16 protein-coding genes are annotated in these 18,307 nt (G+C 66.5%); 5 read left to right on the top strand and 11 right to left on the bottom strand.

Features of this window, described 5'->3' with window-relative positions; all coding sequences use genetic code 11:
• Positions 1–90: 90 nt before the first annotated feature.
• Entirely contained in the window at positions 91–1,245 is a 1,155-nt protein-coding gene (locus tag KF707C_RS18590) for a YbfB/YjiJ family MFS transporter (RefSeq protein WP_003454901.1), read from the bottom strand.
• A gap of 112 nt (positions 1,246–1,357) precedes the next feature.
• Between KF707C_RS18590 and ptrR the strand changes: the two genes are divergently transcribed.
• Together ptrR and KF707C_RS29955 are read left to right on the top strand one after the other, a co-directional pair.
• Positions 1,358–2,239, top strand: coding sequence for a putrescine utilization regulator PtrR (gene ptrR, locus KF707C_RS18585; protein ID WP_003454903.1), 882 nt, complete (start codon positions 1,358–1,360; stop codon positions 2,237–2,239).
• Positions 2,240–2,384: 145 nt separating this feature from the next.
• Entirely contained in the window at positions 2,385–2,510 is a 126-nt protein-coding gene (locus tag KF707C_RS29955; protein WP_256586782.1) for a PA1414 family protein, read from the top strand.
• A 5-nt stretch (positions 2,511–2,515) separates the two neighbouring features.
• Here the strand turns inward: KF707C_RS29955 and KF707C_RS18580 are convergent, their stop codons facing one another.
• From KF707C_RS18580 to speB, 7 genes are all read right to left on the bottom strand, one after another.
• A complete protein-coding gene (locus KF707C_RS18580; protein ID WP_003454904.1) occupies positions 2,516–3,241 on the bottom strand; it encodes an MBL fold metallo-hydrolase in 726 nt (241 codons plus the stop codon).
• A 284-nt stretch (positions 3,242–3,525) separates the two neighbouring features.
• Positions 3,526–4,914 (bottom strand): sodium:solute symporter, encoded by a 1,389-nt coding sequence (locus tag KF707C_RS18575; RefSeq protein WP_003454906.1) that lies wholly within the window; start codon positions 4,912–4,914, stop codon positions 3,526–3,528.
• Positions 4,915–5,022: 108 nt separating this feature from the next.
• Positions 5,023–5,745 carry a class II aldolase/adducin family protein gene (locus KF707C_RS18570; protein WP_003454908.1) on the bottom strand — a complete coding sequence of 241 codons (723 nt, stop codon included), beginning with the start codon at positions 5,743–5,745 and terminating at the stop codon, positions 5,023–5,025.
• Entirely contained in the window at positions 5,745–6,476 is a 732-nt protein-coding gene (locus KF707C_RS18565; RefSeq protein ID WP_003454911.1) for an amino acid ABC transporter ATP-binding protein, read from the bottom strand. The genes KF707C_RS18570 and KF707C_RS18565 overlap by 1 nt, the downstream gene beginning before the upstream one ends.
• A 10-nt stretch (positions 6,477–6,486) precedes the next feature.
• Complete coding sequence (locus KF707C_RS18560) at positions 6,487–7,230, bottom strand: amino acid ABC transporter permease (RefSeq protein ID WP_003454913.1); 744 nt, start codon at positions 7,228–7,230, stop codon at positions 6,487–6,489.
• Positions 7,231–7,378: 148 nt separating this feature from the next.
• Positions 7,379–8,203, bottom strand: a complete 825-nt coding sequence (locus KF707C_RS18555; RefSeq protein WP_003454916.1) for a transporter substrate-binding domain-containing protein — start codon at positions 8,201–8,203, stop codon at positions 7,379–7,381.
• A gap of 157 nt (positions 8,204–8,360) precedes the next feature.
• Positions 8,361–9,320, bottom strand: a complete 960-nt coding sequence (gene speB, locus KF707C_RS18550; RefSeq protein ID WP_003454918.1) for an agmatinase — start codon at positions 9,318–9,320, stop codon at positions 8,361–8,363.
• Positions 9,321–9,533: 213 nt separating this feature from the next.
• Between speB and KF707C_RS18545 the strand changes: the two genes are divergently transcribed.
• From KF707C_RS18545 to KF707C_RS18535, 3 genes are all read left to right on the top strand, one after another.
• Positions 9,534–10,427, top strand: coding sequence for a LysR family transcriptional regulator (locus tag KF707C_RS18545; RefSeq protein ID WP_003454920.1), 894 nt, complete (start codon positions 9,534–9,536; stop codon positions 10,425–10,427).
• Positions 10,428–10,567: 140 nt separating this feature from the next.
• Positions 10,568–12,133 carry a methyl-accepting chemotaxis protein gene (locus KF707C_RS18540; protein WP_003454924.1) on the top strand — a complete coding sequence of 522 codons (1,566 nt, stop codon included), beginning with the start codon at positions 10,568–10,570 and terminating at the stop codon, positions 12,131–12,133.
• A 185-nt stretch (positions 12,134–12,318) separates the two neighbouring features.
• Positions 12,319–12,930: a tRNA-uridine aminocarboxypropyltransferase gene (locus KF707C_RS18535; RefSeq protein WP_003454925.1), complete on the top strand. Its 612-nt coding sequence runs from the start codon at positions 12,319–12,321 to the stop codon at positions 12,928–12,930.
• A gap of 51 nt (positions 12,931–12,981) precedes the next feature.
• Here the strand turns inward: KF707C_RS18535 and KF707C_RS18530 are convergent, their stop codons facing one another.
• The 3 genes from KF707C_RS18530 to KF707C_RS18520 are packed head-to-tail and all read right to left on the bottom strand — an operon-like array spanning position 12,982 to position 17,883.
• The gene (locus KF707C_RS18530; RefSeq protein ID WP_003454928.1) at positions 12,982–14,334 is read right to left on the bottom strand and encodes an HlyD family type I secretion periplasmic adaptor subunit; all 1,353 of its coding nucleotides are present in this window, start codon (positions 14,332–14,334) and stop codon (positions 12,982–12,984) included.
• A gap of 11 nt (positions 14,335–14,345) precedes the next feature.
• Positions 14,346–16,505: a type I secretion system permease/ATPase gene (locus tag KF707C_RS18525; RefSeq protein WP_003454931.1), complete on the bottom strand. Its 2,160-nt coding sequence runs from the start codon at positions 16,503–16,505 to the stop codon at positions 14,346–14,348.
• 22 nt (positions 16,506–16,527) lie between these two features.
• Complete coding sequence (locus tag KF707C_RS18520; protein WP_003454933.1) at positions 16,528–17,883, bottom strand: TolC family outer membrane protein; 1,356 nt, start codon at positions 17,881–17,883, stop codon at positions 16,528–16,530.
• Positions 17,884–18,307: the final 424 nt, after the last annotated feature.

The following is an 18,307-nucleotide window of genomic DNA, read 5'->3' as shown; positions in this document are numbered from 1 at the left end:
GCGCGCCTCGGTGCGCGCAGTGCGCCCCACATGGATCGATGCCGATTGTGGGGGGCGCCATGCGCACCGGGCCCGAAGTGGAGCACCGAATCACGCCTTCGCGAACGAATTCGTTTCCGCGGGCGTGCCGAGCATCAACCCTCCCGCCAATACCAGGCCGCCACCGGCGACGTAGAGCGCCGCCTGCAGGTCGCCGCCGAAGTGGCTGCTGATCGCGGCCAGCAGCGGGCCCGCCAGTTGACCGAGGGCGAAGGCGGCGGTGAGCAGGCCGACGTTGCGGGCGTGGCCCGCAGGGTCCAGTTCACGCGCGTACTGCATCACCAGTTGCATGCCGGCGAGGAAGGGGCCGCCGCAGAGGATCACGCCCAGGGTCAGCCCGGCCAGCCCCGGCAGGGTGCAGGCGAGGGTGCCCAGGGCCTGCAGCCAGAGCGCCGTCACCAGGGCGCGGCGGGTGCCGCCGCCGCTCTGCGGACGCAGGCTCACCAGCATCACGCCCAGTGCCGCCGCCAGGCCGAAGGCGGGCCAGAACAGGTCGGCCTGCCACTGGCCGTGGAAGCGCGCGGCGGCCATCTGCGAGAGGAAGGTGGCGGGGATGATGTAGCCCAGTCCCACCAGGCCGTAGGCGCCCAGCAGGGCGAGGAAGGCGCGGGGCCGGGCGCGGGCCGGACCCTGAGGTGGTGCGGACGGCACGGGGGAGGGCAGCAGCGGCTGGACCAGCAGCGTCAGAACCAGGGCCAGGACACCAAAGGCCAGCCACAGGGCGGCCGACCCCTGGCCCCGCAGATTCAGCTCCAGGGCCAGCAGTCCGGTGAGGATCACGCCCAGGGCGGGGCCGGCGAACACCAGGCTACCCAGGCGTGGCCGGCCGGTATCCGCGGCCAGCCGCTGGCTGAGGCCGGTGACGATCACCAGCACCCAGGCGCTGGCCACGCCCAGTCCGAAGCGCAGCAGGGCGTGGAGCCAGAAACCCTCCGCCGGCACCGAGGCCAGGGTCAGCAGCACGCAGGCCCAGAGTCCACCCGACAGGCGCAGGCGGGCCTGCCGTGGCGTGCGGGCATTCAGCGCGTCCAGGGCGCCCACCAGGTAGCCCAGGTAGTTGGCGGCGGCCACCAGGCCGGCGGCGGTGAGGTCCACCTGGCCTTCGGCGATCAGGTGCGGCAGTTGCGGGGTCAGGGCGAAGCGGCCCACGCCCATGGCCACGAGCAGGGCGAGGAAGCAGGCGAAGAGGCGGATCAACGGTGACATGGCGGGCTCCGGGTCGATCAGGTCGTCGGAATGTCATCCTAGGGGCTGGATGTGTTCATTAAAAACGAATAAAAATGAATGCACTTGTTCTGTATTAATGAATGGTGATCCGATGGAACTCAGCCAGCTCCGCATCTTCCAGGCCGTGGCCGAAGAGGGCTCCATTACCCGCGCCGCCACTCGCCTGCACCGGGTGCCGTCGAACCTGTCCACGCGACTCAAGCAACTGGAGGAAAACCTCGGCGTCGAGCTGTTCCTCCGCGAGCGCCAGCGCCTGAGCCTGTCACCGGCGGGCAAGGTGCTGCTGGGTTACGCCGAGCGCATGTTCGCCCTCCAGGCGGAGGCCGAGGCGGCCCTGCGCGGTGGCGAGCCGGCGGGCAATTTCATCATCGGCTCCATGTTCAGCACCGCCGCCATCCATTTGCCGCCGATGCTGGTGCGCTACCACCGCGCCTGGCCGGCGGTGAACCTGCAGGTGCAGACCGCGCCCAGTGGCGAACTGCTGGATGCCGTGCTCGCCGGCCGCCTGGACGCCGCGCTGGTGGATGGCCCGCTGGAGTTCGCCGAGCTGGACGGCCTGCCGATGTTCGAGGAGGAGATGGTGCTGATCACCGAGGCCAGCCATGGGCCGGTGCATTCGGCTGAGGATGTGGCGGGGCTGGAGGTTTATGCCTTCCGCCAGAGCTGCTCCTACCGACGCCGGCTGGAGGCCTGGTTCGTGGCCTCCAAGGTGCCCATGTCGCCGCCCATGGAGATCGAGTCCTACCACAGCATGCTGGCCTGCGTGATCGCCGGCGGCGGCATCGCCCTGGTGCCGCGCTCCATGCTGGAAAGCCTGCCGGGCCGGGAGGAGGTGCGGGTCCATGAACTGGGGTCGCCGTTCAACCGTGCCGTCACCTGGCTGATGTGGCGCAAGGGCATGCTCGGCGCCAACCTCAGGGCCTGGATAGATCTGCAGCAGGGACGTCAGACGATGCCGAAGGAACTTTCCTGATGACCGTTCGGCGGTTTGACATACGTCATCGAGAAATTTCCGAGCGAGCGTATTTTGGAAGCTGCCCGGAGCAACTAAGCTCCTGCCTAGGGTGATCCAAGACCTGCGGATCACCCGACCAACGTCCCAGGAAAGGGGGTCAAGCATGAAGAAGCGGTTAGAAGCGTGGATGTGGCAGCTGGCTGTCGCGCTGGGCCTGATGGAGGCACCGCGCCTGCAACCCATTCCCGTCCGCAATGAAGGGCAGCGTCAGCGCCGCCAGAGGCAGTAACCGGTTCATCCGTGAGCCCTGAGCCAGTTGTCCGCCAACTCGCGCAGGCGCTCACCGGAGAAACTGGGGAAATGGCCACCATGCACGGTGCGCACCGGAAGGTCGCGCAGCCGTGCGAGGCTTTTCGCGTAATCCTCCAGGTTCGAGTGATAAGCGTTATCCACCAACGGCCCGTCATAGACGATGTCGCCGCTGAATAGCGTGCCCGTCTCCGCCTCCCACAAGCTGATGCCGCCCGGTGAATGGCCGGGCGTATGCAGCACCTCCAGGACCCGGTCGCCCAGGTCCAGCACATCCCCCTCATCGATGAGCCGCGTGGCCGGTGCCGCCTTGACGCGGTACTCGGCGTAGCACAGCGGGCAGTCGGGGTGCGCCTCGAACATCTCGTCCCCCACGTACGCCTTCGACAGGGTGTTGTCGCCGTCGGGGCGGGCGAGGATGTCCGCCTCCGCCGGGTGCACCAGGCGCTCGGGAAACTCGTGGTGGCCGGCGATGTGGTCGAAGTGGGTGTGGCTCGCCACCGCCAGCAGCGGGCGCTGGGTCAGCCAGGGCAGTTGTTCGCGCAGGCTCACCAGGCCGGATCCGGAGTCGATCAGCAGGTCGCGGTCGCGGCCCTGCACGTGCCAGATATTGCAGCGGTAGAAGGGGCGGACGTAGGTCTCGCTGATCAGGCTGATGCCGTTGTAGTGGTGCTCGACATCGAACCAGCGGTCGCGACTGACGATTTTCATGGGATATCCCTGTGCTGAGTTTCCTGCCGGGACCTTATCGCGAATGAATCCGCGCCAAACGATCTCCGGATTCGGTGCGGGCCGGACTGGGGCGCGAGGGTCTCCATCGTAGGGTGGACCGCGCTTCACTGGTCCACCGTGCGAGGCACGATCGGGCGCGGCTGGTGGATGAAAGAAGCGTCATTCACCCTACAACCATCGAGGTGCTCGAGACAAAAAAATCCCCGGTCGGCGGACGCGGACCGGGGCGGGAAGGGCCGCCTCGGGGGAGGCGGCAGTGCATATCAGGCCAGGCTGCCGGCGGCCGCTTGCGGGCGCGACAGCAGGCTCACGATCACGAAGCTCACCGCACCTACCGCCAGGCTGTAGTAGATCGGGGTATTGGCATCGAGGCCGTCGAGGAACATGAAGAGGCAGGCGGTCAGGCTGCCCAGGACCATGCTGGCGATGGCGCCGACGGTGCTGGCGCGCTTCCAGTAGATGGCACCCAGCAGCGGGATCAGCATGCCGCCCACCAGCAGGTTGTAGGCCAGGGTCAGGGCGCTGATCACGTCGCTCACCACCAGGGCGATACCCAGTACCACGACGCCCAGCAGCAGGGTGAAGAGGCGGTTCTTGTGGGCGTCGCCTTCACCGTCGGCGTTGCTGCCGGACAGCAGCGGCCAGAGGTCCTGGGCGGCGGTGGTGGAGGCGGCCAGCAGGCCGGCGCTGGCGGTGGACATGAGCGCGGCCAGGGCGGCGGCGACCACCAGGCCGCGGATGCCGTCCGGCAGCGTGGCGTCAACGATGCTGGCGAAGGCGTTGTTGACGTTGTCCAGGTCAGGCAGCAGCACCTTGGCGGCCATGCCGATGGCGGCGGCGGCCAGGCCGTAGAGCACGCAGTACACGCCAGCGGCGGTGCCGGCCACCTTGGCCACGCCCTCGCTGCGGGCGGTGAACACGCGCTGCCAGATGTCCTGGCCGATGAAGATGCCGAAGAAGTAGATCAGGAAGTAGGTGATGATGGTGTCCCAGCCGATGGCGGTCAGGGAGAAGTAGCTCGCCGGCAGCTTGGCCACCAGGGCGTCCCAGCCGCCCGCGTCGCTGATGGACATGGGCATGAGGATGAACACCAGGCCGATGGTCATGATCAGGAACTGCACGATGTCGGTCAGGGTCAGGGACCACATGCCGCCGATGGTGGAGTAGGCCACCACGATACCGCCGCCGATGAGGACCGCGACCCAGAACGGGATGCCGAACAGGACCTGCATCACGGTGCCGATGGCGATGGTGGAGGTGGCGCCGATCATCAGCGCATACACCAGCATGATGGCGGCGCTGGAATGGCGTGCGGTGGCGTTGTAGCGACGCTCCAGCACCTGGGTCACGGTGAAGATCTTCAGCTTCAGCAGCGGCTTGGCGAGGAACAGGCTGATGCCGATGATGCCCAGGCCCAGGGCGGCGCAGAGCCAGAAGCCGGAAATGCCATGGACGTAGCCCAGGCGCACGGTGCCGATGGTGGAGGCCCCGCCGAGGACGGTGGCGGCCATGGTGCCGAGGTAGAAGCCCGGGCCGAGGTTGCGGCCGGCCACCAGGTAGTCTTCACGGGTCTTGGCGCGGCGCATGCCGTACCAGCCCAGGGCGAGCATGGCAGCTACGTATAGGAGTACTACGAAAATATCCAAAGCCATTACAGGTCTCTCTTTCTATTGTTGTAGCCACGGTTCGCAAGGCCGTGGCAGGTGTTACCAGGCGCGCAACGCTTCACACTGCGCCGTTTTCAAGCAATCCGGCTTGTTCTAGTCCTTGTATTCGGGGCACTCCCTTTCGAGCTTTCTGAGCCAGGCTTCCCAGACCAGTTGGCGCTGCCATTCGCAGGCCTGGAACTGCTCGCAGGCGTGAACGCTGAGATCGTTGGGCATCTCGCGGATGCCGCGCAGGGAGGAGGCGGCGATCTGTATCTCGCACGCCTTGTTCAGGTAGTACATGACGTAGATGGCGTCGGCGACGCTGGCACCGACGCTGAGCAGGCCATGGTGTCGCAGCATCAGGGCGATGTTGTCGCCCAGCGACGCCACGAGGCGCTCGCGCTCGCCCAGGTCCAGGGCAATGCCTTCGTAGGTGTGATAGCCGACCCGCTGGTGGAACTCGGCGCTGATCTGGTTGAGCTGCGCCAGGCCGTTGTCCGCCGCGGCCACCGCCATGCCCGCCAGGGTATGGGTGTGGATCACGCAGTGGGCATCGGCGCGGGCCATGTGCACGGCGCTGTGGATGGTGAAGCCGGCGACGTTGTAGTCGGCGTTGCCTTCCACCACGCGGCCGTGCATGTCCACCACGATCAGGTCGCTGGCGCGGATCTCCTCGAACATCAGCCCGAACGGGTTGATCAGGAAACGCGGCTCCACGCCGGGCAGGCGCACCGAGAAGTGGGTGTAGAGGGTGTCGTCCCAGCCGAACAGGGCGGCCAGGCGGTAGGCGGCCGCCAGGTCACGGCGCAGGATGGCTTCGTTCTGTACGTTCATCAGTGATTGATCTGCGACAGGAAGGCGCGGGTACGCGGATGCTGCGGGTTGTCGAAGAAGTCCGCCGGGTTGGAGGTTTCCACGATCTGGCCGGCGTCCATGAACACCACGCGGTCGGCCACCTTGCGGGCGAAGCCCATCTCGTGGGTCACGCAGAGCATGGTCATGCCGTCCTGGGCCAGTTCGGTCATCACATCCAGTACCTCGCCGACCATTTCCGGGTCGAGCGCGGAAGTGGGCTCGTCGAACAGCATCACCTTGGGGCTCATGCACAGGGCGCGGGCGATGGCCACGCGCTGTTGCTGGCCCCCGGACAGCTGGCCGGGTTTCTTGTGCGCCTGGGAGCCGATATGCACGCGATTGAGGTAGCGCAGGGCCAGCTCCTCGGCTTGCTTGCGGCCCAGGCCGCGTACCTTCATCGGTGCCAGGGTGCAGTTCTCCAGCACGGTCAGGTGGGGGAACAGGTTGAAGTTCTGGAACACCATGCCCACTTCGCGGCGCACGTGATCGCTGCCGGATTTCGTGGAGATGTCCTGGTCTTCCACGGTGATGGTGCCGGTGTCGTGGGGATTGAGGCGGTTGATGCAGCGGATCAGGGTCGATTTGCCGGAGCCCGAGGGACCGCAGATGACGATCTTCTCGCCTTGGCGTACGGAGAGGTTGATGCCCTGCAACACCTGGAAGTCCTCATAGCGCTTGCCGACGTTCTCGAGACGGATGATTTCGTTCATGACGGGCTCCTCAGATACGGCGCATGTGGGCCAGGGTGCGCTGCACCAGGCCGACGGACTTGCTGCTGGTGCTGCTGTGGGCGTCCCACGACAGGCGGCGTTCCAGGCCTCCCTGCATCCAGGTCAGGCTGTAAACCATGGCGAGGTAGTAGACGAGGGCGACGGCGTAGTACTCGGAGAACTGGAAGGTGGTGGATACCGTCTGCGAGGTCACGGCCATCAGTTCCTGCAGGGAAATCACCGAGGCCAGCGAGGTGATCTTCAGCAGGGTGATGAACTCGTTCGCGGTCGGCGGCACCGCGATACGCGCAGCCTGCGGCATGATCACGTAGCGGAAGGTGTGCCAGCGCGACAGGCCCAGGGCGTGGCCGGCGGCGTACTGACCCTTGTCCACGGCTTTCAGCGCGGCGCGGTTGATCTCGACCTGGTAGGCGGCCTCGTTGAGGGACAGCGCGATCCAGGCGGCGATGAAGGGGGTGAACCATTCCTCCCGGAAAACCGGGAAGAACTGCGGCAGGGCGTTCCAGACGAACAGCAGTTGCAGCAGGGTAGGCGCACCGCGGAAGACGCTGAGGACCCCGCGCAGGGTGCTGCGCCAGACGCTGGGCGGGCCGTCCAGGGCCAGGGCGCAGGGAATGGAAATGAGGATGCCCACCGAATGGGACACCAGCGCCAGGATCAGGGTGATGCAGGCGCCGCGGAAGAAGTGCCAGGACGTCAGGGCGTCCCAGAAGACAGTCACATCGAAGTTCATGTACGTGTCCTGCGTGAATGGAAGCGTGTGTCGGCGCCAGGGGCCCGGACAGCTTTGCCTCCCCCGCCGGCGGGAGAGGGCCGGGGAGAGGGCCGACCAGCGAGCACCCTGTCCCCAACCCTTCTCCCACCCGTGGGAGAGGGGGCTCTTATTGCGCGGCGGTTTCCAGGTTGGCCGGGTCGAGCTTCCATTTCTCGGCGATGGACTTGAGGGTGCCGTTGGCCTTCAGGGCGGATACGGCGTCCTCGACGGCTTTCTTGTCTTCCGGGCTCGGCCGCATGTAGGCGCCGAAGATGTCCTTCTCGGGGAAGGCATAGAGGGTCTTGAACTGGCCGGGTGTCTGCAGTTCGCGGTAGGCCAGTTCGGTGTCCTGGGACAGGCCGGCTGCGGCGCGGCCGACCAGTACCTGCTGGGCCACGTCGCTGCCCTTCGGGTAGGTCTGCAGGGTGGCCGGGGTCTTGCCGGCGGCCTTCAGTTGCTCGTTGAGCTTTTCCATGATGTCCACGTAGCGGGTGCCGGACTGCACCGCGACCACCTTGCCGGAGAGGTCATCCAGGCTGTTCAGGGTGAGGTCGCTCTTGCCATTGCCGAAGACGATGGTGGCGCTGGCCAGGTAGGCCACGGCGTTGAGCTTCTCGGTGCGCTCGGGAGTGATCAGGGTGCCGCTGATGACCGCGTCGCAGCGCTTGGCGTCCAGGCCCGGCAGCAGGCCGGTGAACTCGGTGACGATGAAGCGTGGCTTCACACCCCAGTGCTGGGCCAGGGCGCGGATCAGGTCCGCGTCGAAGCCGCTCGGTTCGCGGTCACCGGCCTTCTCGAAGAACTCCAGCGGCGGGAAGGTCGGATCGGAACAGACCTGGAAACTTCCCGAACTCACGAACGAGGGCTTGCCATCGGCGGCCATGGCGCCGCCGCTCAGGGTGGCGGCGACCAGGCCGGCGAGGGCGAACAGTTTCAGCGGACGAGTGCTCATCGGTAACTCCTTCAAGGCGTATTGCAGTGGTTGTTGTTGTAGGCAGTCGCAATAAAGTGGAGCTGTTTCGTTGTTACGCCGCTTCAGGGGGGCCTGAGCGTTTGTTTGGCGATCGGTACGCGCCCGGCGCGACGTGGCGCCGGGGAAGTGGTTGTACTCAGCGGTGGGCGACGCCCGGGAGGATGCAGAGCATCTCGTACAGCAGGTTGGCCCCCAGCAGCGAGGTGTTGCCGGTGGTGTCGTAGGGCGGGGACACCTCCACCAGGTCGCAGCCGATGACGTCCAGGCCCTGGCAGCCACGGATGATCTCGATCGCCTGGATGGTGGTCAGGCCGCCGATTTCCGGAGTGCCGGTGCCGGGCGCCCAGGCGGGATCGATGCCGTCGATGTCGAAGGAGAGGTAGACCGGGCCGCCGCCGACCTTGTCGCGGACTTCCGCCATCAGCGGGGCCAGGGACTTGTGCCAGCACTCCTCGGCCTGGACCACGCGGAAGCCCTGCTTGCGGCTCCAGTTGAAGTCTTCGGCGGTGTAGCCCTGGGCGCGCAGGCCGATCTGAACCACGCGGTCGCAGTCGATCAGGCCTTCTTCGGCGGCGCGGCGGAAGGTGGTGCCGTGGGCGACCTTCTCGCCGAACATCTCGTCGTTCACATCGGCGTGGGCGTCGATGTGCACCAGGCCGACCTTGCCGTGCTTCTTGTGGATGGCGCGCAGGATCGGGAGGGTGATGGTGTGGTCGCCGCCCAGGGTCAGCGGGACGATGCCGTGGCCGAGGATACGGTCGTACTCCTCCTCGATGATGCGTACGGCTTCCTTCAGGTTGAAGGTGTTGATGGCGACGTCGCCGATGTCGGCCACGTTGAGGGAGTCGAAGGGGGCGGCGCCGGTGGCCATGTTGTAGGGGCGGATCATCACCGATTCGGCGCGGATTTCGCGGGGCCCGAAGCGGGTGCCGGAGCGCAGGGAGGTGCCGATGTCCAGGGGAACGCCGACGAAGGCCGCGTCGAGTGCGTCGAGTTCGGCGGGGGTCTGGATGTGGGGCAGGCGAAGCATGGTGGCGATACCGCCGAAACGGGGCATCTCATTGCCGCCCAGGGGCTGATGGAGTTTCTTGTCCACGGGGTGGCCTCACGGTTGTTGTGGTTGTAGGTAGTGGGCTGATTCTGGTCAGGAAGCGGGCGGGGACAAATCGCTGGTGGCAAATAATCAGTTCAAGGATTTCTAAACTATCGGGAGAGGGTAGACTGCGCCGATCTGTCGCACATCGCCCTATCCTGCAGAGGCGAATGAGTTCACCAGGCGCCTTGTAGCCGATCGTTTTGCCGGAGCCCTATGTCCACCGCCCTTCCCGACCTCAAACTCCTGCGCATATTCGCCGCCGTGGTCCGTCACCAGGGATTCGCCGCCGCGCAGCAGGAGCTGAACCTGTCCACCTCGGCCATCAGCACCTACATGAGCCAACTGGAGGCGTCGGTGGGCCTGACCCTGTGTCATCGGGGGCGGGGCGGGTTCCGGCTGACCAGCAAGGGCGAGCTCTACTACCAGGAAACGCTGCGTTTGTTGGGAGAACTCGAAAGCTTCGAGCGCTACTCGGCGTCGCTCAAGGGCGAGCTGCGCGGCACCCTCAACCTGGGCGTGCTGGACTCCACCGTCAGCGATCCGGCGCTCCCGCTGGCGGAGGTGATAGGCGCCTACAGCCAGGAACATGCGGCGGTGCACCTGCACCTGTCGGTGATGAGTCCCTACGACCTGCAACTGGGGGTGCTGGACAACCGCCTGGACCTGGCCATCGGCGCCTTCTCCACCCGCATGAACGGCCTGGTCTACCAGCCGCTGTACCGCGAGCAGCACTGGCTTTACTGCAGTGACCGGCACCCGCTCTACGGCGAGCGGCGCATTCCCGCCGAACTCATCACCCAGCAGCGCATGGTGGGACGCGGCTACTGGAGCCAGGCGGAGCTGGCGCGCCACGGCTTCAAGCACAGCGCGGCGACGGTGGAATCCATGGAAGCGCAACTGATCCTGGTGCTGTCCGGCGCCTACATCGGCTACCTGCCGGAACACTACGCCCAGCCCTGGGTGGAGCAGAAGCGCCTGCGCGGCCTGCTGCCCGCCACCTTCGGCTACCAGGCACCGTTCTCCATGATCCTGCGCCGTGGGCGGGCCAAGGAACCGCTGATCCTGACCTTCCGCGACCTGCTGCGGGCCCAGCTCAACCTGCGCTGAGGTTCACGGATTTTTTGTGAGGCGCATCACATTGCCGATGACCTGATCCCGAGTCGGCCATGGGCTCCGAATGGCAGCGTGCTAGACCTTTATTTCAGGGAATTACTGGCATTGCGCCCATACAGAAGGAGCTGCCCGCCATGCGTCAGAACCTGCCCGTGACCCAGCGGGAGCGTACCTTCAGTGTCGAAGAAAGGCTGATTTCCACCACTGACCTGAACAGCAAGATCACCTACTGCAACGACGCCTTCGTCGCCATCAGCGGCTTCACCCGGGAGGAACTGGTCGGCCAGCCCCACAACCTCGTCCGTCATCCCGACATGCCGCCCGCCGTGTTCGGCCACATGTGGGACACCCTCAAACAGGGCAAGCCCTGGATGGGGCTGGTGAAGAACCGCTCGAAGAATGGCGACTTCTATTGGGTCAGCGCCTATGTGACCCCGGTCTACGAGAACGGCAGGATGGTGGGCTACGAGTCGGTGCGCTCCCTGCCCAGCCGCGAGCAGGTGGCCCGTGCCGATGCCCTCTACGCGCGGTTGCGGGCCGGCAAGTCGCCGGTTCCCCGGCTGGCGCGCTGGGGCTACGACTTCATGCGCTCCTGGCCGGTGGTCCTGGCCACCCTGGTGCTGCTGGCCGGTAACCTGCTGCTGGAGGGTTGGCCGTCGATGGCGCTCCTCCTGGTCACCATGCTCGGCCTGGGTTCGTTGCAGCTCTATCGCTACCGGCAGACCATTCGCCAGACCCTGGAGCAGCATCCCAAGGCCTTCACCAGCGACCTGGTGGCCCTGACCTACACCGACAGCCGTGGCGCCCAGGCGCTGCTGGACATGGCCATGATCAGCGAGGAAGCGCGCCTGCAGACGGCCCTGACGCGACTGGAGGATGCCGGCGAGAACGTCAAGCAGCGTGCCGCCGAGGCGGCGCGGCTTTCACGTTCGGAAGCCGAATTGCTGGAGCAGCAGCGCAGCGAGACGGACCAGTCCGCCACCGCCATCAACCAGATGGCGGCCACCATCCAGGAGGTCTCCCACAACGTCAGCCACACCGCCCACGCCGCCGAGGAGGCGGAACGGCTGGCCCGCCACGGCAACGACCTGGCGGGAGAAAGCCTGAACGCGATGCAGCACATGGCCGCTGCGGTGAGCGAGATCGGTCGCGCGGTGCATGACCTGGCCGAGTCCACCCAGTCCATTGGCAGTGTCGCCGACGTCATCACCGCCATTGCCGAGCAGACCAACCTGCTGGCGCTCAACGCCGCCATCGAGGCGGCCCGCGCGGGCGAGCAGGGGCGGGGCTTCGCGGTGGTGGCCGATGAGGTGCGTACCCTGGCTTCGCGCACCCGACAGTCCACCGAGCAGATCCACCAGATCATCGCCTCCCTGCGCTCCGGGGCCGAGCGCGCGGTGGTCACCGCCACCCGGGGCGAGTCCATCTCGCGGGAGAGCGTGGACAGCGTGCAGGCGGTGCGCGAGGCCCTGGAAGGCATCAGCCAGGCGGTGACCCGCATCACCGGCATGAGCCAGCAGATGGCGGCGGCCTCGGAACAACAGAGCCATGTGGCGGAGGACATCAGCCGCCAGATCACCCGTATCGCCCAACTGTCCGACCACAGCGCCGGCCAGGCCCAGGAGGGGGCGAACATCAGCCAGGACCTGGAGCGCATGGCCGATTACCTGCACAGCCTGGCGGAGCGGTTCAACCGCTAGGGCGCACCGCACGCGCCGCGTCCAAGACACCTGGGCCCTGGTGCGTACAAGCCGTAGCGCAAATGAACCCCGGGGAGGAGGCGGAACACCGCTCCCGGATTGCATCCGGGCTACCAGTGCCCACGCATTACCAACCCCTGCGGGCGCGGCGCGCTGTGGCAGAATGCGCGCCCCAGGAGAGCCCCATGCCACGCCCCAGTTGTCCGCGCTGCCAGCGCCCCGAAAGCCATTGCCTCTGCCCGCTGATCCCGCATCTGGCCAGCCGCACCCGCGTCCTGCTGCTGCAGCACCCCAGCGAGGTGGGGCACGCCCTGAACACCGCCCGGCTGGCGGCGCTGGGGCTGGCGAATGCCGAGCTGCGGGTGGGGGAGCGCTTCGACGACCTGGACGCGCTCCTGGCCGATGGGGCTTGCCGGCCCTGCCTGCTGTTCCCCGGCGAGGGCGCCCGGCCATTGGCCGAGGTCGCTGCCGCCGACCCGCGCCCGCTGCTGCTGGTGGTGCCAGACGGCACCTGGCGCAAGGCGCGCAAGCTGCTCCATGTGAACCCCGAACTGGCAGCCTTGCCCCGGGTGACCTTGCCCGAGGGACGGGTGTCCCGCTACCGCCTGCGCAAGGCGCCCATGCCGGGGGCCTTGTCCACACTCGAAGCCGTGGTCGCCGCCCTGGAGATCGCCGAGTCGCCGACACGTTTCGACGCGCTGCTGCGTCCATTCGAGGCGCTGATCCAGGGGCAGATCGAGGCGATGGGGGAGGAGACCTTCCGCAGGAACCACGACAAGGCCGAGCGCCCCGGCTGACCGTTCGTCCCGGCTGCGTGCCGATGCACCGGATGCGTTGCCTTTCCGGCCCTACCGCTCGCGCATCGCTTCCTGCCGGGCCTTGAGCACGGGTTTCAGCAGGTAGTCCAGCACGCTCTTGTCGCCGGTGATGATGTCCACCGTGGCCACCATGCCGGGGATTATCAGCAGGGGATGGTCGTCGGGGCCCAGGTGGCTTTTCTCGGTGCGCACCTGGATCAGGTAGAAGCTCTTGCCTTCCTCGTCGGTGATGGTGTCGGCGCTGATGAGTTCGAGGTCGGCCTTGAGCCCGCCGTAGATGGTGTAGTCGTAGGCGGTGAACTTGACCATGGCTTTCTGCCCCGGGTGCAGGAAGGCCACGTCCTGGGGCCGGATGCGCGCCTCGATCAGCAGGTTGTCTTCCAGCGGCACCACTTCCACCAGGTCGCTGCCGGGCTGGACCACGCCACCGATGGTGTTGACCTTGAGCTGCTTGATCACCCCGTGCACCGGGGAGACCACCGTGGTGCGGCTGACGCGGTCGTCGATGGCCTTGCCGGTGGAGGTGATCTTCGACAGTTCGGTGCGAGTCTCGTTGAGCTCCTTCAGGGCGTCGGAGCGGAAGGACAACCGGCTTTCCTCCATCTTCCGCTCGATCTCGGAGACGGCGGATTCGGCCCGCGGAATGGCCAGGTTGGTGGCTTCCAGTTCGCCACGGGTTTCGACGGCGCTGCGCTGCAGGCGAAGGATTTCCACCTGGGAGATGGCGCCGGCCTTCACCAGGGGCTGGGACATGTTCAGCTCCTGCTGGATCAGCCCCAGGCTGGAGCGATACTGCTGGCTCTTGGAGCGGAATTCGGCCAGCTCCTGCTTCTTCTGCCGCAGTTGTTCGCCGAGGATGCGCTGCTCGCTTTCCAGGCGATCCATGCGGGTCCGGTAGAGGGATTTCTCGTCCTCCGCCAGTTGCGGCGCCTCGCGGCCGATCTCGTCGGGCAGCGCCAGTTCGCGGCCCTCGGCTTCGGCGGAGAGGCGCTCCACGCGGGCCATCAGGGCCAGCCGGTCGGCTTCGGTCTCGCCCTTGTTGGAGCGGAAGCGGGTGTCGTCGAGGCGCAGCAGCACATCGCCCTTGTCCACCACCTGGCCCTCGCGCACGAGGATCTCGGAGACGATGCCGCCCTCCAGGTTCTGGATGACCTGCACCTTGCTGGACGGGATGGCCTTGCCTTCGCCCGTGGTGACCTCCTCCAGCACCGCGAAGTGGGCCCAGACCAGCGCCACCAGCAGCAACGCACAGGCGACCCAGACGGTGATGCGGGTGGCTCGGGGCGAGTCCTCGGCCAGGGTGCCCGCGACCTCGGGCATGAACTCGGTGTCGGTCCGTTGCGGTCGACCGAAGTAGGGGTTGGCGGCATCCGCACGGCTCATGACGTGCCTCCTCAGGGGTTGACCTGGCCGATGCGGCCCTTGCGCAGGGCGTCGATGACGGTGTCTTTCGGGCCGTCGGCGACGATCTGGCCGTTGTCCATCACCACCAGGCGATCGACCAGGGCCAGCATGGAGCTGCGGTGGGTGATGAGGATCAGCGTCTTGCCCGCCGACCAGGTGGCCAGGCGCTGGCGCAGGGTTTCCTCGCTGCTGTTGTCCATGGCGCTGGTGGGCTCGTCGAGTACCAGCAGCGGCGGGTCCAGCAGCAAGGCGCGGGCCAGCAGCACCGCCTGGCGCTGGCCGCTGGAGAGCAGTTGCCCGCGCTCGCCCACGGGGCGGTCATAACCTTGCGGGTGCTGCCGGGCGAGTTCTGCGACGCCGGTGATTTCGGCCACTTCCAGCATGCGGTCGTCGCTGACGTAGCGGGCGCCCAGGGTGAGGTTGTCGCGCAGGCTGCCGGCCAGCAGCGGCAGGTCGTGGCTGACATAGCCGATCTGCTGGCGCAGGTCGCCGATGTCGGTCTGCCGCAGGTCGATGCCGTCCAGCAGCAACTGGCCTTCGTCCGGGGCGTAGAAGCCCATGATCAGGCGCGCCAGGGTGCTCTTGCCGGAGCCGCTGCGGCCGATGATGCCGACCCGCTCGCCGGCGGCGAGTCGCAGGCTGACCTTGTTCAACGCCGGCGTGGCCTGGTCGGGGTAGCGGAACTCCACCTGGCGCACTTCCAGGTTGCCCTTGAAGCGCTGGTGCTCCAGGGGGCGCTGGCCGGACTCGCGCTCCTGGGGCAGGCCCATCAGCGCGTCGGTGGACTTCATGGTCAACTGCGCCTGCTGGTAGCGGGTGATGAGCCCGGCGATCTGTCCCAGGGGGGAGAGCACCCGGCTGTTGAGCATGTAGCAGGCCACCAGCGCGCCGACGCTGAGGTTGCCGGCGATGATGGCGTAGACGCCCGTGACTATCATGGCCAGGCCGGCGAACTGCTGCATGAACAGGGTGCCGTTGGTGGCCAGCGCCGAGAGGAAACGGGCGTGGCTGTCGAGGCGGGTCAGGGCGCCGTGGGTGTGTTCCCAGCGGTGCTGGCGCTCGCTCTCGGCACCGCAGGCCTTGAGCGTTTCCAGGCCCGAGAGTGTTTCGATCAGCAGTGCCTGGCGTTCGGCGCCCAGTGCCAGGCTGCGCTGCACGGTGTCCCGCAGGCGGGTCTGGATGATCCAGGCGAAGATCGCGGTGAGCGGGAAGGCGAGGAGCGGGATCACCACCAGCGGGCCGCCCAGGAGGCCGATCACCAGCAGCATCAGCACCGAGAAGGGCAGGTCGATGAGGCTGGTGAGGGTGACGGCGGTGAGGAATTCCCGCAGGCCCTGGAAGTCGTGGATGCTCTGGGCGAAGCCGCCGATGGTGACCGGTCGGGCCTTCATGGACATGCCGGTGATGCGTTCGAAGAGGGTGGCGGAGAGCACCACGTCGGTCTTTTTCCCGGCGTTGTCCAGGAGGTTGGCGCGCAGCACCCGCAACAGGAGATCGAAGCCGGTGCCGATGAGCAGGCCGATGGCCAGGACCCAGAGGGTGGCGGTGGCCTGGTTGGGCACCACGCGGTCGTAGGTCTGCATCACGAACAGCGGCACCATCATGCCCAGCAGGTTGATCAGCAGGCTGGCCAGCATGGCGTCGGCGTAGAGCCAGCGGGACAACCGCAGCGTGTCGCGGAACCAGGACTTGACCCGTGGAACCAGGGGCGCGTGGGCTTCCTCCAGTTCATGGCGCGGGCGGGCGAAGAGGGCCTGGCCGGAATACTCCAGATCCAGCACCTCGCGGGGCACCCACTGCTCGCCACCCTCGGCCTCGCTGGGCAGGATCAGGGCCCGGCCGCTGCCGTCGAAACGGCTCAGCACGGCGCTGCGACCGCCCTTGAGCAGCAGCAGCAGCGGCAGGTTCAAGGGCGAAATGGCGTCCAGCGGACGACGCAGCAGGCGACCTTGCAGCCCGGCGCGGGCGGCGGCCCGGGGCAGGAGCTCGGGGGACAGGCGCTGATCCGGCAGCGGCAGGCCGCTGCTCAGGCTGGCCCGGCTGGCGGCGCGGCCGTGAAGCTTGCAGAGGATCAGCAGGCCATCGAGCAACGGGTCGTCGTGGCCCTGGCGCGGATCCCTGGGACCGTCAGTCCTTTCCATGGTGGTCATGGCGCTGGGCTCCCAATCTGGCTCACCTCATGTCCGGCAGTTGGGCTTCGCTCTTCACCTCGCTGGCGGCGATGGCCTCGGCGGGGACCACCACGTTCTGCCGGCGCAGCAGGTCGCCCATGGCGGAGACGACGCGGTACATCGAGAACTCCTCGGTGTAGCGCACGTCCACGTAGCGGCGGTTGGCGGTGAAGAGTTCGTTCTCGCTGTCGAGCAGGTCCAGCAGGGTACGTTGGCCAAGGCCGAACTGCTGCTGGTAGGCCTCGCGGACCCGCGCGGTGTAGTCGGCATAGGCCCGGGCTTCCGGGGTCTGCTTGCGGGCGTTTTCCATGGCGTTCCAGGCCAGGTTGAGGTTCTCGTTGAGCACCCTCAGGGCGTTGTTGCGGATGTCCATGGACTGGTTGATCTGGTGGGCGGAGGCCTGCAACCGGGACTTGTCGCGCATGCCGTTGAACAGGTTGTAGTTCATCACCACGCCGGCTCGCCAGGTGTTGTAGTGGCCCTCGTCGCCCTGCACGTTGTCGTCGGCGGTGGTGGCCAGTTCAGCGTCGAAGCGCGGGTAGAAGGGGGCCTTGGCCGATTCGTACTGGCTCTCGGCGGCCTGCACGTCGGCCTGGGCGGATTTCAGCAGGGGGTTGGCTTCCATCACGCCCTGGCGCGCGGCCAGCAGGTCGGCGGGCATCTCGCCCTTGATGCTGGCCGGCGAAACCAGTTCGTCGGCGGGGCGCCCCACGGCGCTGAAGAAGTTGGTCTCGGCGTCGGCCAGGTTCACTTCCTCGGTGTAGAGGTTGTTGCGGGCCAGGGCCAGACGCGCTTCGGCCTGGTCGAGGTCGGCTGTACTGCCCACGCCCCGCTGGCTGCGCAGGTTGATCTGGTCGTGAATGCGTTCGTGGGCCAGCAGGTTGTTCCTGGCCAGTGACACCATCTCGCGACGCTTGAGCACGTCCAGGTACACCTCGACGGTGCGCAGCGCCAGGCTTTCGGCGGTGCCCAGGGAGTAGTAGGCGCGGGAGTTGACCACCGCCTCGGTGCGCTTCACTTCGTTCGGGGTGTTGAACCCGTCGAAGAGCATCTGCCGCAGGCGCAGCTCGGCGTCACGAAAATTCAGGGTTTCCTTGTTGTGGTCCCCCAGTGCCCGGGTGGATGGGCTGTCGGTCTGCTCCCGACCCGCGCCGGCTATCAGGTCGACGGTCGGCAGGTACCCACCTTTGGCGACTTTCACTTCTTCGTCGGCGACCAGGCGATTCTGGTTGCTGGCTTGAAGTTCCGGGTGATTGTCCAGGGTGCTCTGAATCGCTTCAGTCAGCGTCATGGCGTGGGTTTGCGAGGTGGCCAGCACCATCAGCAAAGCGGAGCAGAGCGGTGTGAGCTTGTGCATTCTGGTTGTTCTCCATGTCAGAACTGCTGCTTCCTGGCGCCGTAAATTTGGCGAAAATCCATGGCAAACCGTTTCAGGCTTGTAACATCAGAGCTAAGAACAACTTTCGAATTGCCTAAGAAGAATTTTTCACATGGGCTATCAGGAAAAATTCTTATGCACTCGTCGGAATTCCACGACATCTTTTGGCCATCAGATCGCGTGTTCTGGGGCTCGCAGCACTCGTGCGATCAGGTAGGCCGTGGTCAGGCACATAACCAGTGTTTCTAGGGCGGGGCAGATGCGATGGAGTAGTACGACGCCGGGTTGCGTGACGTTTTATTGACTTTGCGTGATTTTTTTGGCGGTACTCAGGGGCCTTTGGGCTCCCCAGCTCGTTCCCGATATCCGATACGCGTGCTTTGACCTCATTGACTGGTGTCGG

The sequence above is a fragment of the Pseudomonas furukawaii genome (assembly GCF_002355475.1).
Taxonomy (GTDB): domain Bacteria; phylum Pseudomonadota; class Gammaproteobacteria; order Pseudomonadales; family Pseudomonadaceae; genus Metapseudomonas; species Metapseudomonas furukawaii.
Note: the sequence above shows the minus strand (reverse complement) of the source record. Positions and strands in the feature narration are given on the sequence as shown.

Coding starts and splice junctions, on each gene's coding strand:
- KF707C_RS18590 (WP_003454901.1), bottom strand. CDS start 1,245: ATGTCACCGTTGATCCGCCTCTTCGCCTGCTTCCTCGCCCTGCTCGTG.
- ptrR (WP_003454903.1), top strand. CDS start 1,358: ATGGAACTCAGCCAGCTCCGCATCTTCCAGGCCGTGGCCGAAGAGGGC.
- KF707C_RS29955 (WP_256586782.1), top strand. CDS start 2,385: ATGAAGAAGCGGTTAGAAGCGTGGATGTGGCAGCTGGCTGTCGCGCTG.
- KF707C_RS18580 (WP_003454904.1), bottom strand. CDS start 3,241: ATGAAAATCGTCAGTCGCGACCGCTGGTTCGATGTCGAGCACCACTAC.
- KF707C_RS18575 (WP_003454906.1), bottom strand. CDS start 4,914: ATGGCTTTGGATATTTTCGTAGTACTCCTATACGTAGCTGCCATGCTC.
- KF707C_RS18570 (WP_003454908.1), bottom strand. CDS start 5,745: ATGAACGTACAGAACGAAGCCATCCTGCGCCGTGACCTGGCGGCCGCC.
- KF707C_RS18565 (WP_003454911.1), bottom strand. CDS start 6,476: ATGAACGAAATCATCCGTCTCGAGAACGTCGGCAAGCGCTATGAGGAC.
- KF707C_RS18560 (WP_003454913.1), bottom strand. CDS start 7,230: ATGAACTTCGATGTGACTGTCTTCTGGGACGCCCTGACGTCCTGGCAC.
- KF707C_RS18555 (WP_003454916.1), bottom strand. CDS start 8,203: ATGAGCACTCGTCCGCTGAAACTGTTCGCCCTCGCCGGCCTGGTCGCC.
- KF707C_RS18545 (WP_003454920.1), top strand. CDS start 9,534: ATGTCCACCGCCCTTCCCGACCTCAAACTCCTGCGCATATTCGCCGCC.
- KF707C_RS18540 (WP_003454924.1), top strand. CDS start 10,568: ATGCGTCAGAACCTGCCCGTGACCCAGCGGGAGCGTACCTTCAGTGTC.
- KF707C_RS18535 (WP_003454925.1), top strand. CDS start 12,319: ATGCCACGCCCCAGTTGTCCGCGCTGCCAGCGCCCCGAAAGCCATTGC.
- KF707C_RS18530 (WP_003454928.1), bottom strand. CDS start 14,334: ATGAGCCGTGCGGATGCCGCCAACCCCTACTTCGGTCGACCGCAACGG.
- KF707C_RS18525 (WP_003454931.1), bottom strand. CDS start 16,505: ATGACCACCATGGAAAGGACTGACGGTCCCAGGGATCCGCGCCAGGGC.
- KF707C_RS18520 (WP_003454933.1), bottom strand. CDS start 17,883: ATGCACAAGCTCACACCGCTCTGCTCCGCTTTGCTGATGGTGCTGGCC.